The organism is Nonomuraea endophytica, from assembly GCF_014203235.1.
Classification (GTDB): Bacteria; Actinomycetota; Actinomycetes; order Streptosporangiales; family Streptosporangiaceae; genus Nonomuraea; species Nonomuraea endophytica.
Genome location: NZ_JACHIN010000014.1, coordinates 94,198 through 108,769 on the forward strand (window position 1 = coordinate 94,198; position 14,572 = coordinate 108,769).

Sequence of the window (14,572 nt, forward strand, 5' to 3'; positions counted from 1 at the left end):
CCAATTCCGTGAAGAGGGGCATGTTGATGGACCAGCACCACTCACCGGGCGAATCCGATGTCGCGATCATCGGCATGGCCGGCCGGTTCCCAGGGGCCTCCGACGTGGGGACGTTCTGGCGCAACATCAGCTCGGGCGCCGAGTCGTTCACGACGTTCACCGACGAGGAACTGATCGAGTCCGGCGTCAGCCCCGCGACCTTCGAGCAGCCGAACTACGTGCGCATCCGGCCGATCCTGGAGGGGATCAAGGGGTTCGACGCCGCGTTCTTCGGCTACAACCCGCGCGAGGCGACGCTGGCCGACCCGCAGCAGCGCATCTTCCTGGAGTGCGTCTGGGAAGTGCTGGAGTCGGCCGGGTACGCCCCCACCGACGGCCGAGGCAGCGTCGGCGTCTTCGCCGGCATGAACATCAGCGGCTACCTCCTCACCCGGCTCGGCGCGTTCAACATGGGCATCGACACCTCCGCCCTGATGATCGGCAACGACAAGGACTCCCTGGCCACCAACGTCTCCTTCCGCCTGGACCTGAACGGCCCGAGCCTGTCGGTGCAGACGTTCTGCTCGACCTCTCTGGTGGCCGTCCACCTGGCCGGTGAGAGCCTGCGCCGCGGCGAGTGCGACATGGCCATCGCCGGCGGCGTCTCGGTGCGCATCCCCGACCGCATGGGCTACCTGTGGGAGGAGGGCGGCCAGGAGTCGCCCGACGGGCACGTGCGCACCTTCGACGCGCAGGGCCGGGGCAGCATGTTCGGCGACGGCGCGGCGGTGGTCGCGCTGAAGCGGCTGGACGACGCCGTGCGCGACCGCGACACCGTGCTCGCGGTGATCCGCGGCTCGGCGATCAACAACGACGGCGCGATCAAGTTCAGCTACCTGGCCCCGAGCATCGACGGCCAGCGCCGCTGCGTGTCCTCCGCCCTGAAGAGGGCGGGCGTGGACCCCAACGACATCTCCTACGTCGAGGCGCACGGCACCGCCACCGAGGTCGGCGACCCGATGGAGGCCGCCGCGCTCACCCGGGCCTTCGGCCAGACGAAGAAGAAGCAATACTGCGTGCTCGGCTCGATCAAGCCGAACGTCGGCCACCTCGACCGCGCCTCCGGCGTCACCGGGCTGATCAAGGTGATCCAGTCGCTGCGCCACGAGCTCATCCCGGGGACGCTGCACTACACCTCGCCCAACCCGGAGATCGACTTCGACAACAGCCCGTTCCGCGTGACGGCCGAGAACACCCCGTGGCCGCGCCAGGACGAGCGCAAGCGCATCGCCGGCATCAGCTCGCTGGGCATGGGCGGGACCAACGCGCACGTCATCCTCACCGAGGCGCCGGTGCCCGCGCCGCGCAAGCAGCGCGCCCGCCGCTGGCAGATCCTGCCGGTCTCGGCCAAGTCGGCCGCCGCCGCGGAGAACTCCTGCGCCAGGCTGGCGGAACGGCTGCGCGAGAACGACGTGGACCTCGGCGACGTGGCCTACACGCTGCAGCTGGGCCGCCGGGTCTTCAACCACCGCAAGATCGTCATCGCCGACTCGACCGGCGCGGCCGCGTCCCGGCTGGCCGACCCGGCCGGTTCGCTGGGCCGTAACGACGCGACGGTCGGCCGCAAGGCCGGGTTCCTCATCGCCGGGGTCGGCGAGCAGTACCCGGGCATGGTCGCCGAGCTGTACGCCGAGGAGCCCGCCTACCGCGCCGACGTCAACGAGTGCCTGACGGTGCTCGGCCTGACCGAGCCCGGCCAGCTGTCGGACATCTTCGTCACCCCCTCGGCCGAGACCGAGGACACCGCGGGCGACCTGGCCAGGCTGCTGGGCCGCGCCGCGCCGGCGCCCGCCTCCGCCACCGAGGCGCACCTGGTCCAGCCGGCCGTCTTCGTGGCCGAGTACGCGCTGGCCCGCCAGTTCATCCGCTGGGGCGTGCGGCCCGAGGTCATGGTCGGCTACAGCCTCGGCGAGTACGTGGCCGCGTGCCTGTCGGGCGTGCTGTCGCTGGAGGACGCGCTGAAGCTGGTCGCCTACCGGGCCAAGCTGATCACCTCGCAGCCCGAGGGCGCGATGCTCGCGATCGCCTCGGACGAGCGGCGGCTGAAGACGGTTCTCGGCCCGCTGTTCTCCGACGAGCTGGACGTGGCGGTCAGGACCGGCTCGCAGGTCGTGCTGGCCGGACCGGTCGAGGCGGTCGAGGCGGCCATGCAGAAGCTGCTGGAGGTCAAGATCGGCCACCGGCGCCTGGAGACCACCCACGCCTTCCACTCCCGGATGCTGGCGCCCGTCGCCGACGAGCTCACCACCTGGATCAGCGACAACATCACGCTCAACGCGCCGGAGATCCCCTACGTCAGCAACGTCACCGGCGAGCTCGCCACCGCCGAGGTCGTCACCGACCCCGGCTACTGGGCCCGCCACATGTGCGAGACGGTGGAGTTCGGCGCCGGTCTCGAGCACGTGCTGAGCATTCCCGAGCTGGCCCTCGCCGAGATCGGCCCCGGCCAGTCGCTGGGCGCGCTGACCCGCGGCCACGCCTCATGTGACCGCAACCAGTGGCCGCTGATCGTCACCACGCTGCCCGCAGCGGGCGACCGCCAGGACGCCAACGCCGCACTCGCCGCCGCGCTGGGCCGCCTGTGGCTGACCGGCGTGCCGGTCGACTGGGAGGTGCTCCACGACGACGAGGGCTGGCGGCCCGGCCGGGTGCCGCTGCCGACCTACCCGTTCGAGCGCCAGGACTACTGGCTCGACATCGACCTCAACTCGCCCATGATGGGCGGCGGCAGCGGCGCGGCCCTGTTCGACGAGAGTGACCCGACGAGCATCGCCAAGGCCTTCCCGCGCCTGCCCGACACGGAGTGGATCCACACGCCGGTGTGGAAGCAGACCGCGCACCGCCCCGCCCGCGCCGACGAGGCCACCCGCTGGCTCGTCTACACCGACGACGGCCTCGCCGACTCGCTCGCCGCGCAGTTGCGCGCCGAGGGCCGCGAGATCGTTCTGGTACGGCCCGGCGACCGCTTCACCAGCGACGGCGACGTGCTGACCGTCCGGCCGGGCTCCCCCGAGGACGCCGTGTCCGCGCTGCGCGAGCTCAACGGCCGCGACTGGCTGCCCGAGCGCATCGTGCACATGTGGAACGCCGAGCACGGCAGCGAGCCGATCGACACCTGCCTGCAGCGCGGCCTGCACAGCGTCGTGGCCTTCGCCCGCGCCGCCGGCGACCTGGGCCTGCCCGGCTGGTGGCTGGACATCGTCACCAGCGGCAGCCACCACGTGCTGCCCGGCGACCGCATGACGCCCGAGCGCGGCACGCTGCTCGGCCCGGCCCGGCTCATCCCGGTCGAGTACCCGAGGGTGAAGACCCGCCTCATCGACATCGACGAGGTCAGCGCCCGCGAGGTCGTGGCCGAGCTGCTCACCGAGCCGACCGACCAGGTCGTCGCGCTGCGCGGCGGCCGGCGCTGGATCCCCGACTACGAGTCGCTCGACGCCGCCTACATCGAGGCGGCCCCGCCCGCGGCGACCGTCCGCAAGGGCGGCGTCTACATGGTGACCGGCGGTCTCGGCGGCATCGGCCTGGCCATGGCCGAGCGCCTGGCCGAGGACTACCAGGCCCGCCTCGTCCTGCTCGGCCGCACCCCGGTGCCGCCGCAGGACCAGTGGAACCAGATCCTGGCCGCCGACAGCACCGCGAGCGAGGTGCGCCGGCGCATCGAGGGCCTGCGCCGCCTGCAGTCGGCGGGCATCGAGGTGCTCACCGTCGCCGCCGACGTCTCCAAGCTGGACGACGTACGGCGGGCCGTACGCGAGACCCTGGACCGGTTCGGCGAGCTGAACGGCGTGCTGCACGCGGCCGGTGTGCCCGCGGTGGGCCTGATGCAGTTCAAGACCGGCGCCGACATGGACCGCGTGCTGGCCCCGAAGGTGGCCGGGACGCTGGCCCTGGCCGAGGTGCTCAAGGACGTGCCGGTGGACTTCCTGGCGCTGTTCTCCTCCACGACCTCGGCGACCGGCGGCGGCGCCGGCCAGGTGGACTACTGCGCGGCCAACGCGTTCCTGGACTCCTTCGCCTTCAGCGACGCGCTGCCCGGCGTGGCGCTGGCCTCGATCGACTGGTGCGAGTGGGAGTGGAACGGCTGGACCGACGGCCTGGAGAACTACGACGAGGGCTCCAAGCAGTACTTCGAGTGGTACCGCGGCCAGTTCGGTCTGTCGTTCGACGACGGCTGGAAGACGCTGCAGCGGGTGCTGGCCAGCGGCCAGCGGCACGTGGTGGCCTCCACGCAGGAGTTCGCCCCGCTGGTGGCGATGAGCCGCCGCTCGTCCATCGAGAGCCACCAGGCGACGGTGAAGAAGATCCGCGACGCGTTCGGCAGGCACCCGCGGCCGGACCTGTCGACGGCCTACGTCGAGCCGCAGAGCGAGACCGAGACCAAGATCGTCGGGGTCTGGGAAGAAGCGCTCGGCCTGGAGCAGGTCGGCATCCATGACAACTTCTTCGAGCTCGGCGGCAACTCGCTGCTCGGCATGGAGATCATCGCCGACGTCAGGAAGGCCCTGGAGCTGTCGTACCTGCCGCCACACATCCTCTACCAGGCGCCCACGGTGGCCTCCCTGGCCGAGGCCGCGACCGCGCAGGACAGCGGCGACGACGACGAGCAGGACGACGCCAGGGACCAGCAGCGCTCCAGGATCGCGCAGCGCCGCAACATGCTCAGGAGTGGGAGGAACAACGTATGACGGAGACCACCGACTATGACTCAGCCATCGCGCTGATCGGGATGTCCGGGCGGTTCCCCGGGGCGAGCAACGTCGATGAGCTGTGGAGCAACCTGCTGGCCGGCGTCAAGGGCCTGCGGAAGATCACCGAGGAGGAGCTGACGGAGTCGGGCGCCGAGCCCGGCACGCTGGCCGACCCCCGCTACGTCCGCGTCGGCGGACCGGTGGACAACCTGGCGATGTTCGACGCCTCGGTCTTCGGGATCAACCCGCGTGAGGCGGAGTCCATGGACCCGCAGCACCGGCTCTTCCTGGAGTGCTCGTGGGAGGCGCTGGAGAGCGCCGGCTACTGCCCGACGGACGTCCCCGGACAGGTGGGCGTGTTCGGCGGCTGCGGCTTCCCCGACTACATCGTCAAGAACATCAACCACCTCATCTACCAGCCGGGCGGCGCGCTGCTCATGGCGGTCGGCAACGAGCGCGACTCCCTCGCCTCGCTGGTCGCCTACAAGCTGGGCCTGCGCGGCCCGGCGATCTCCGTCCAGACGTTCTGCTCGACCTCGCTGGTCTCCGTCCACCTGGCCTGCCAGAGCCTGCTGACCTACGAGTGCGACATCGCGCTGGCCGGCGGCGCCTTCACCCCGCTGCCCCAGCCCTCCGGCTACCTGTACGAGCAGGGCGGCATCATGTCGCCCGACGGGATCGTGCGCAGCTTCGACGCCGAGGCCGGCGGCACCGTGATGGGCAGCGGCGCCGGCGTGGTCGCGCTCAAGCGCATGTCGGAGGCGCTGGCCGACGGCGACGTCATCCACGCGGTGATCCTGGGCTCGGCCGCCAACAACGACGGCCGCATGCGGGCCGGCTACACCGCGCCGGGCGTGGAGGGCCAGGCCGAGGTGATCGAGTCCGCGCTGGGCGTGGCCGGGGTCAAGCCCGAGACGGTCGGCTACGTCGAGTGCCACGCGACCGGCACCATGCTGGGCGACTCGATCGAGCTGGCGGCCATGAACCGGGTCTTCCGCACCGGCCGTGACACGCCGTGCGTGCTGGGCTCGGTCAAGCCGAGCCTGGGCCACCTCGACCGGGCGTCGGGCGTGACCGGCCTGATGCGGGCCGCCATGAACCTCAAGAACGAGCTGCTGCCCGGCACACCCAACTACCAGACGCCCAACCCGGCGCTGGCCTCGGCGCAGGACCGCTTCACCGTCCTGACCGAGCACCAGCCGTGGCCGGAGGGCCCGCACCCGCGGCGGGCGGGCGTCAGCTCGTTCGGGCTGGGCGGCACGAACGCGCACGTGGTCCTGGAGCAGGCGCCGCCGCGCGAGGAGCGGCCGGCCCGTCCCGGCCCGCACCTGCTGGTCTACTCCGGCGGCGACGACCAGGCCCTCACCGACGTGACCACCCAGCTGCGCCGCTACCTGGAGGACGAGGACGGCGTGGACCTGGCCGACGTGGCCTACACGCTGCAGGTCTCGCGCGGCGGCTTCGCCAAGCGCCGGGCGGTCGTGGTCCGCGACCGCGACGACGCGATCGCGGCACTGTCCGACCCGTCGCGCTGGATCGACGGCAAGACGCAGCGCCGCCACGCCAAGGTCAAGCTGATCCGGCCCGCGGGCGAGGTCCCGGACAGCTGGTGGGCCGACCTGCGTGCCGCCGCCACCGAGCTGGCCACCGGGGAGGCGGCCGCCAAGCTGCGGGCCGTACCGGATGAGACCGCCGGCGAGGACGACCCGAGCGGCCGTGAGGCGGCGCTCACCGCGTTCGCCTACAGCCTGACCGCGCTCGGCATCCGCACCCTGCGCGACGGCAAGGACCAGGCCAACGGCGTCGAGGAGCTCGTGGTCGAGCCGGACGGCGACCTGACGGCCGCCGAGTGGGTGCTGGCCGCGCTGGCCAGGCTGTGGCAGGGCGGTGTGACCGTCGACTGGCCCGCGCTGCACAAGGGCGAGGGGCGGCGCGTGCTGCTGCCGACCTACCCGTTCCAGAAGCGCAGGTTCTGGGTCAAGCCGCTGCCCGGCAACGCGCAGGCGCCGGTCGCCGAGGGCAAGAACTTCGACCGCTCCCAGTGGACGTACCTGCCCACGTGGAAGCAGCGGCCGCTGTCCACCACCGACCTGGACGAGCGGCTCAGGCTGGCGGGACCGTGGCTGGTGTTCTCCGCCGACGCGCGCGGCGAGGCGCTCGTCGGGCGGCTGAACCAGGCCGGCGCCGAGGTGACCGCGGTACGGCCGGGCGAACGCTTCGAGCAGGACGACGCCGGCGACTTCACCATCCGGGTGGACAAGTCCGACGACGTGGCCGAGCTGATCTACTCGCTCGTGGCCGGCCCCCGCGCCATCGTGCACGGCTTCAGCCTGGCCAGCCCGGAGGCCTCCGGCGACCCGGTCGAGCACTTCACCACCGAGCAGAACCGCGGCTTCTACTCCGTGCTCGCGCTGGCCAGGGAACTGGTGGACAACACCGGCTCGGCCCCGCGCGCGGAGCTGGTGCTGCTGACCTCGCAGGCGGTGGGCGTGGCCGGCGCCGACCTGCGCCACCCCGAGCACTCCACGCTCGCGGCACTCGCCCCGAGCCTGGCCCAGGAGAACCCCCGGCTGCGCGCGCGGCACATCGACGCCGACGAGGTCGCCGAGGACGCCCTGCACCTGCTGGCCGCCCAGATCCTGGCCGCCTCCGTCGCCCCCTACGAAGGACCGATGGCGGTACGCGCCGGCGAGACCTTCGTCCGCGCCTACGACCAGCACCCCATCGCCGAGCCCGAGGGCGAGGCCCGGCCGATCCGCGACGGCGACACCGTGCTCATCACCGGCGGTCTCGGCGACGTGGGCCTGGTGCTCTCCCGCCACCTGGCCAGCACGTACGGCTGCCGCCTCGTGCTGACCGCCCGCTCCCCGCTGCCGCCGCGCGAGGAATGGGACGACTACCTGGCCGGGCACGACGGGGACCGTACCTCGCGGCACATCCGCAACATCCGCGACCTGGAGGCGCGGGGCGCCACCGTGCTCCCGCTGTCGGCGGACGTGGCGAACGAGGAGCAGATGGCGGCCGTCGTCAAGGCCGCGGTCAGCCGGTTCGGCACCATCGACGTCGTGGTCCACGGCGCCGGGGTGCAGGACGGGGCGTACTTCAACTTCGCCCACCTCATGGACCGTCAGCAGTGCGATGCCCACCTGGCCGCCAAGGTCACCGGGTTCCACGTGCTGCAGAAGGTCCTGGGCGATCGCTGCCCCGAGCGCCGGATCACGCTGTCGTCGATCGCCTCGGTGCTGGGCGGGATGACGCTGGCGCCGTACGCGGCGGCCAACGCCGCGCTGGACGCCTACGTCAGGCAGGCCAGGACCGCGGGCGAGGGCCGTTGGGTCACCGTCGACTGGGACACCTGGGCGATCGACCCCGACCGGGTCGAGGGCCACAGCGAGGCCGTGGTCGGCTACGCGATGGCGCCCGCCGAGGGCGTGGACGTCTTCGAGCGCACGCTGTCGGCCGCCGACCGCGCCGGACATTTCGTCATTTCGACGGGCTGGCTGGAGACCCGGATCGCGCAGTGGGTCACCGGCGACATCCACGACACCGACGGCGACTTCGACGAGCAGGAGCGCCACCCCCGGCCCGAGCTGAACAACGCCTACGTCGAGCCCGCCCCCGGCACCGAGACCACGCTGGCCGACATCTGGTCACGCGTCCTCGGCATCGAGCCGATCGGCGCGCTGGACAACTTCTTCGAGCTCGGCGGCCACTCGCTGCTGGCGATCGAGCTGACGACCCGCATCCGCCGGGCCGTGAGCGCCTCGATCCCGGTCACGGGACTGCTGGAGTGCCCGACGGTCCGCCAGCTCGCCGCTCTTCTCGACGCGAGGGACGAGGATGAAGCAGCCTGAGTACCTGCGAACGGTACAGGCCTTCGCCCGCCGCGAACTCCTGGGCAAGGACGCCTACCTCGACTCGCTGGCCGAGGCTCCGCTGCCGCTCTACGAGCGGTTCGCGGAGACCGGCCTGGCGAACTGGTGGCTGCCCGAGGAGAGCGGCGGGCTGGGCCTCGGCCTGGAAGAGAGCGTGCGGATCACCGCCGAGCTGGCCTACGCCGACGCGGGGGTGGCCTTCACGCTCTTCATCCCGGTCCTGACGACAAGCATGGTCTCCTGGTACGGCAGCGCCGAACTGAAGGAACGTCACCTGAAGCCGCTGGTCAACGGCGGCTACGCGGCGACCCTGGGCAGCGAGCACGCCGCCGGCAGCGAACTGGCCAGGATCACCACCACGGCCCGCCGCGAAGGCGACCAGATCGTGCTCGACGGCGAGAAGGCGTTCTCCACCAACACCGGCTTCGCGAACTTCCTCGTGGTGGTCGCGCGGGCCCAGGACGACCCGGCGGGCTACCTCGCCGTCCTGGTCCCGCGCGACACCCCCGGCGTCAAGGTCGACAAGCGCTGGGACGTCATCGGCCTGCGCTCGTCGGCCACCTACCAGGTCTCCCTGTCAGGCGTACGGGTGCCCGCGGCCAACGTGCTGCGCGGCAACGGCCTGCGCCTGCTGGAGATCGGCCTGAACGCCAGCCGCATCCTCATCGCCACCACGGCGCTGGGCATCGCCCGCCGCATCCGCGACGTCTGCATGGAGTACGGCAAGGCCAAGCAGGTCAAGGGCGCCCCGCTGGCCAACAACGCGGTCTTCGCCTCCAGGCTCGGCCAGTTCGAGATGCAGATCGAGGTCATGGCCAACCAGTGCCTGGCGGCGGCGCGGGCGTACGACGAGGTGGCGGCCAGGCCGGACGCCGGCGAGGAGTTCCTGCGCGTCGGCACGCTCAAGCAGGCGCTGACGACGAAGATGTTCTGCGGCCAGACCGGCTGGCAGATCGCCTCGGCGGCGTCGGAGATGTTCGGCGGGCTCGGCTACACGCACGAGTCGGTCATCGGCAAGCTGCTGCGCGACATGCGTTACGTCTCGATCGTGGAGGGCGGCGACGACGTCCTGCGCGAGCTGGTCTTCAGCCGGTACGTGGTTCCGGTGTCGAAGCGGTCGTGACGACGGCCGCGGCGTAGCCGGGCGCCACGTCCAGCCAGCGCACCGGCCACTCACCGTCAAGGGAGCGCGAGCCCACCAGGGCCGCGCTCCCTTCGCGTGCCGGGGTGACCCGGGTGTCGCGCAGCCCGGCCAGGCCGACGCCGGTGGCCTTGATGTAGGCCTCCTTGGCGGTCCACAGCCGGAAGAACTCGGGCGCGCCCGCCGCGCGGACGCGCTCGACTTCCTCCGGTTGGTACATGCGCGCGGCCAGCTCCAGGATGTCGGCGTCGGGGCTGATGCGCTCGACGTCGACCCCCACCCTTCGGCCCTCGGGAGCGACCGCGATCAGCGCCCACTCCCCCGAATGCGACAGATTGAAGTCCAAACCCCGGCCAGCGCTAGGACGGTCGCACCCGTCCGACAGACAGCCGCACCCATCCAGCGGACGGTCGGACCCGTCCGCGGCGAGGGCGAGACCAAGCCCGCCGCCGTGTCCTTCCGTTTGAGGTCCTTCCGTGTGGGGTCCTTCCGTGTGGAAGGCGATGCGGGGGCGGCCGCCGCCCTCCGTGCTGAAGGCGAGCCGGGCGGCGGGGATGCCGCACAGCTCGCCCAGGATCTGCTTGAGCGTCGAGCGCGCCACCACCCAGCGGCGGCGTTCCAGCGGGTCGGCGAAACGCAGCGCCCGCTCGCACTCGGCCTCGGAAAGGGCCGACCAGCCGGGCATGCCCGGCCGGTCGAGGTGCACCTTCCACACCTTCACACCCACGGCCGCAGCGCCTCCGCGAGGATGCGGTGCGTGAGCATGGCCTGCTCGAAGACGGCGAAGTGGCCGCCGTCGAAGGGCCGCAGCACGAACGCCGCCGCGGTCTGGTCCCGCCAGCCGATCACCTTCGACTCGGCGATGCGCGGGTCCCTGGTGCTCGGCAGCGCGGTGATCGGCAGGTCCAGAGGAGGCTCCTGCGCGTACGTGTAGGTCTCCTTGATCGTGAAGTCGGCCTGGATGGCCGGCAGGATCATCGCCATGGCGCCCTCGTCGCTGAGGAGCCACTCCGGCGTGCCGCCGAGCCCGCGGAGAAACGACACCAGCTGCGGCCTGGTCATCGTGCGCACCGGCTGGCCGTCCTCGTAGGTAACCTGCGGCGCGTCGCAGCCGGAGACGAACAGGTGCACCGGCTCCGGCCCGCCGCGCCGCCGGATCTCCCTGACCAGCTCGAACGCCACGAGCGCGCCGAGACTGTGCCCGTAGAGCGCATAGCGCCGCCCGGCGGCGTTCAGCTCCACGTCGGCCAGGACGACATCCGACAGGTCGGAGACCAGGGCCCCCATCCGCTCGTAGGCCGGCTCCTTGTGCCTGGCCTCCCGGCCGGGCGGCTGCACCGGCTGGACCGCCACCCCCGGCAGCTTGCGCTGCCAGAGGCGGAAGGCCGAGGCCGCGCCGCCCGCGTGGGGCAGGCAGTACAGCGGGAGCGCGCCGGGTTCGGCGCCGGTCTGCGTGCGGAAGGGCAGCCAACGGTTGAGCGCGTCCGTGCTCATCATGTCGTTGACGGTCATGGGGGGCGCCTCATTCCACGATCTCAAGCTGCACGTACGACGGCGGCGGCTGGACCACGCTCAGGTCGGCCTCCAGCACCACGTGCGCACCGTCCCTGCTCACCTCCCGGAACCCGGCGAACGCGTAGGTGACCTGCATCATGCGGTTGCGGCCGGTCTCCACGAAGTCGGCGCGGACCGCGGCCCCGGCCTCGGCGGCCAGGCGCATGATGTGGTTCAGCAGGACCATGCCGACGCCGCGGGACATCACCCGGCACGACATCAGCATCATGTTGAGCCGCCAGACCTCCTCCTGCTTCTCCACCAGGGCCAGCCCGATCTTGCCGTAGCTGCCGAACTTGTCGGTGAGCGAGGCGACCAGGACCAGGTGGTCGGGCGACTCGCGCAGCGTGTCGAGCTCCTCGTAGGAGTAGGTGCGGCCGGTGGAGTTGAGCTGGTTGGTGCGGACCGTGAGCTCCTCGGCCCGCTGCAGGTCGTCGCGGAGCGCGGGCGCGATCGTGAACGACATCTCCAGGCTGGCGAGGAACTCCTCGTTGGTGCCGACGAACTCGCTCTCCAGTTCGTCGCGGGCGATCTGGCCCTGGTACATCTCGCGGCGCAGCGCCGACTCGTCGGTGACGAAGCGCGGCTGGAACTCCGGCCGCTCCAGCGCGTCGTGCAGCTCCAGGATGTCCACGCAGGTCACCTGGGGCACCTCGTGGGCCACCTCGGCCAGCTCGAACGGCTGGTCGTCGACGAAGGCGAAGGCGTCCAGGCCCAGGTTGAGCGCTTTGGCGATGCGGCGGATGGAGTCCGACTTGGCGTTCCAGCCGATCTGCGGGAACAGGAACATCTTGTCCAGGCCGAGCACGCGCAGCTTCTCCAGCGCGGTGTCCCGGTCGTTCTTGCTGGCGACCGAGTGGAGCACGCCCTTGCGATCGAGTTCGAGTATCGCCTCCACCACGCTCTCGCGGACGTGCACCTCCTCGTCCTCCAGCAGGACCCCGTCCCACAGCGTGTGGTCGAGGTCCCAGACGATGCACTTGATCCGCCCCTGTACGGGTTTCTCGGGGAGGAGGGCGACGGTCTCTACGGTCATGGCTTCTCCCGATCTGCCTGACCAGCGATGGTCATGCGCTGGATCTCGTTGCTGCCTTCGATGATCTCCATCACCTTGGCGTCCCTGTAGAAGCGCGCCACCGGGTAGTCGGGGGTGAACCCGTTGGCGCCGTGGATCTGGACCGCCTCGGAGGCGTGCCTCGCCGCCGCGGTGGAGGCGAAGTACTTGGCGATCCAGGTGGCCATCAGCGTGGCCGAGTCGCCCTCGTCCTTCAGCCGGCCGGCCTCCGCCAGCAGCAGGCGGGCCGCCCGCGCGTCGGTGACCATGTCGGAGAGCTTCGCCTGGATGAGCGGGAGGTCGCGCAGCGGCTTGCCGCCGACCTCGCGCTTGGCGGCGTACGCCGCGCTCGCCTCCAGGCAGCCCTGGACGATGCCGACCGACCCGGCCGCCACGCTGTAGCGGCCCAGGTCGAGGGTGCCGGTGAGCACCATGCCCGCGGTGAAGCCGCTCGGGCCGAGCAACGCCTCGCGCTCGACCTCCACGTCCGCGAAGGTGATCTCGGCCAGCATGGACGCCCGGGTGCCCAGGATCTCCTCGATCGGGCGCACCCGGACGCCCGGGGTGTCCCTCGGCACCAGGAAGGCGCCGATGCTGGAGGCGGTGCGGGCGAAGACGAGGAACACGTCCGCCCGCTGGCCGCCGGTCGTCCACTTCTTGGTGCCGTTGATCACCCAGCCGCGGTCGGTCTGGGTGGCCGTGGTGGTGATGCCGGAGGTGTCGCTGCCGGCGCCCGGCTCCGACAGGCAGAAGGCGCCCAGCGCCGCTCCGCTCGCCAGGGCCGGGCCCCACTGCTCGCGCTGGGCCGGGGTGGCCCAGCGCTGCACGGTCCACGACAACATCGTGTGCACGGTGAGCAGGCTGCGGACCGAGGAGCAGCCCCGGCCCACCTCCTCGTGCACCTCGCCCAGCGTCACCATGTCCATGCCGGCGCCGCCGTACTGCTCGGGGAGGAAGGGGGCCCACAGGCCCGCTTCGCTCGCCTTGCGGATCAGGTCCTCGGGCACGCGGCCGTCGAGGTCCCAGGCGTCGGCGTGGGGGACGATGTGCGCGTCGACGAACTCGCGGGCCGAGCGCCGGTCGGTGACCCTGCTCGTGGTCACGCCGCCACTCTCGCCAGCCTGTCGACCAGCTCGGCCATCGAGTCGGCCGTGCGGAAGTTGTCGATGCGCAGCTCGTCGTTGGGGATGGTGACGCCGAAGGTCTTCTCGACGAACATCACCAGCTCCATCGCGAACAGCGAGTTGACGAAGCCGAGGGCGAAGATGTCCTGCGCGGCGTCGAGCTCGGCCTGCGGGAAGCGGCCACGGACGAAGTCGAGGATCTGGCCCTGAGCGGTGTTGGACATGGTGGTGAACCCTTCTCAGTTGTAGGTGTAGAAACCGCGGCCGGACTTGCGGCCGTGCAGCCCGGCGTCCGTCATCTGCTTGAGCAGGGGGCACGGCCGGTACTTGCTGTCCGCGTAGTGCTCGTAGAGCACCTCGACGGAGTAGAGGATGGTGTCGACGCCGATCAGGTCGGCGGTCTCCAGCGGGCCCATCGGGTGGCCGAAGCAGCTGCGGAAGACCTCGTCGACGGACTCGGCGGTGGCCACGCCCTCGTGGACCAGGTACGCCGCCTCGTTGACGGTGAGCATGAGCACCCGGTTGGAGACGAACCCGCAGGCGTCCTTGACGTCGATGGCCTTCTTGCCCATGGCCTTGAGCAGGTCGCGCGTACGCTCCACGGTCTCGGTCGAGGTGTGGAACCCGGGGATCAGCTCGCACGCGGGCTTGGCCGGGACCGGGTTCATGAAGTGCACCCCGACGACCTTGTCGGGACGCTGGGTGATCGAGGCCATCTTGGTGATCGGGATCGCCGAGGTGTTGACCACGAAGACCGTGTCGGGCCCGCAGACCTTGTCGAGCTCCTCGTGGACGGCCCGCTTGACCTCCCAGTTCTCGGTGACGTTCTCGATGACGACCTCGGCCTCGGCCGCGCCGCCGACGCCGACCGACGTGGTGATCCTGGACAGGATCTCGTCGGCGTCCAGCGCCGGTCCGCCCATGAGCCGGCTCATCCGCGCGTTGCGCGCGATGGTTTCGAGCGCCTCCTTGAGGATCTGCTCGTCCTTGTCGACCAGGACCACGTCGTGCCCGGTCTGCGCGAGGTTCTGGGCGACGCCGACGCCCATCACGCCTGCGCCGATTACGCCGATCAAAGCCATGACATTCCCTTC

Annotated in this window: 9 protein-coding genes; 3 read left to right on the top strand and 6 right to left on the bottom strand. The window is 71.3% G+C overall.

Features of this window, described 5'->3' with window-relative positions:
- Positions 1-20 precede the first annotated feature (20 nt).
- From HNR40_RS40480 to HNR40_RS40490, 3 genes are read left to right on the top strand one after another with little or no spacing between them, the layout of a single operon-like run.
- The gene (locus HNR40_RS40480) at positions 21-4,727 is read left to right on the top strand and encodes a type I polyketide synthase (RefSeq protein ID WP_184971165.1); all 4,707 of its coding nucleotides are present in this window, start codon (positions 21-23) and stop codon (positions 4,725-4,727) included.
- Positions 4,724-8,584, top strand: coding sequence for a type I polyketide synthase (locus tag HNR40_RS40485; protein ID WP_184971167.1), 3,861 nt, complete (start codon positions 4,724-4,726; stop codon positions 8,582-8,584). The genes HNR40_RS40480 and HNR40_RS40485 overlap by 4 nt, the downstream gene beginning before the upstream one ends.
- Complete coding sequence (locus tag HNR40_RS40490; RefSeq protein WP_184971169.1) at positions 8,571-9,728, top strand: acyl-CoA dehydrogenase family protein; 1,158 nt, start codon at positions 8,571-8,573, stop codon at positions 9,726-9,728. The genes HNR40_RS40485 and HNR40_RS40490 overlap by 14 nt, the downstream gene beginning before the upstream one ends.
- On the opposite strand, the gene HNR40_RS40495 is transcribed toward HNR40_RS40490, so the two are convergent.
- From HNR40_RS40495 to HNR40_RS40520, 6 genes are read right to left on the bottom strand one after another with little or no spacing between them, the layout of a single operon-like run.
- Positions 9,691-10,461 carry a 4'-phosphopantetheinyl transferase family protein gene (locus HNR40_RS40495; RefSeq protein WP_184971171.1) on the bottom strand — a complete coding sequence of 257 codons (771 nt, stop codon included), beginning with the start codon at positions 10,459-10,461 and terminating at the stop codon, positions 9,691-9,693. The two genes, HNR40_RS40490 and HNR40_RS40495, sit on opposite strands and share 38 nt — an antisense overlap.
- Before the next feature lie 2 nt (positions 10,462-10,463).
- Positions 10,464-11,258 carry a thioesterase II family protein gene (locus HNR40_RS40500; protein ID WP_246510079.1) on the bottom strand — a complete coding sequence of 265 codons (795 nt, stop codon included), beginning with the start codon at positions 11,256-11,258 and terminating at the stop codon, positions 10,464-10,466.
- Between the two features lie 10 nt (positions 11,259-11,268).
- Positions 11,269-12,336 carry an HAD-IIIC family phosphatase gene (locus HNR40_RS40505; RefSeq protein WP_184971173.1) on the bottom strand — a complete coding sequence of 356 codons (1,068 nt, stop codon included), beginning with the start codon at positions 12,334-12,336 and terminating at the stop codon, positions 11,269-11,271.
- Positions 12,333-13,457 carry an acyl-CoA dehydrogenase family protein gene (locus tag HNR40_RS57590; RefSeq protein ID WP_184971175.1) on the bottom strand — a complete coding sequence of 375 codons (1,125 nt, stop codon included), beginning with the start codon at positions 13,455-13,457 and terminating at the stop codon, positions 12,333-12,335. The genes HNR40_RS40505 and HNR40_RS57590 overlap by 4 nt, the downstream gene beginning before the upstream one ends.
- Positions 13,454-13,702: an acyl carrier protein gene (locus tag HNR40_RS40515; protein ID WP_184971176.1), complete on the bottom strand. Its 249-nt coding sequence runs from the start codon at positions 13,700-13,702 to the stop codon at positions 13,454-13,456. Before HNR40_RS40515 ends, HNR40_RS57590 begins: the two co-directional genes overlap by 4 nt.
- Positions 13,703-13,717: 15 nt before the next feature.
- Positions 13,718-14,560 (bottom strand): 3-hydroxyacyl-CoA dehydrogenase family protein, encoded by an 843-nt coding sequence (locus tag HNR40_RS40520; RefSeq protein ID WP_184971177.1) that lies wholly within the window; start codon positions 14,558-14,560, stop codon positions 13,718-13,720.
- Between the last annotated feature and the right edge of the window lie 12 nt (positions 14,561-14,572).

What these genes read in the sequence shown, in the direction of transcription:
- HNR40_RS40480 (WP_184971165.1), top strand. Translation starts at nt 21, where the DNA reads ATGTTGATGGACCAGCACCACTCACCGGGCGAATCCGATGTCGCGATC.
- HNR40_RS40485 (WP_184971167.1), top strand. Translation starts at nt 4,724, where the DNA reads ATGACGGAGACCACCGACTATGACTCAGCCATCGCGCTGATCGGGATG.
- HNR40_RS40490 (WP_184971169.1), top strand. Translation starts at nt 8,571, where the DNA reads ATGAAGCAGCCTGAGTACCTGCGAACGGTACAGGCCTTCGCCCGCCGC.
- HNR40_RS40500 (WP_246510079.1), bottom strand. Translation starts at nt 11,258, where the DNA reads ATGACCGTCAACGACATGATGAGCACGGACGCGCTCAACCGTTGGCTG.
- HNR40_RS40505 (WP_184971173.1), bottom strand. Translation starts at nt 12,336, where the DNA reads ATGACCGTAGAGACCGTCGCCCTCCTCCCCGAGAAACCCGTACAGGGG.
- HNR40_RS40515 (WP_184971176.1), bottom strand. Translation starts at nt 13,702, where the DNA reads ATGTCCAACACCGCTCAGGGCCAGATCCTCGACTTCGTCCGTGGCCGC.
- HNR40_RS40520 (WP_184971177.1), bottom strand. Translation starts at nt 14,560, where the DNA reads ATGGCTTTGATCGGCGTAATCGGCGCAGGCGTGATGGGCGTCGGCGTC.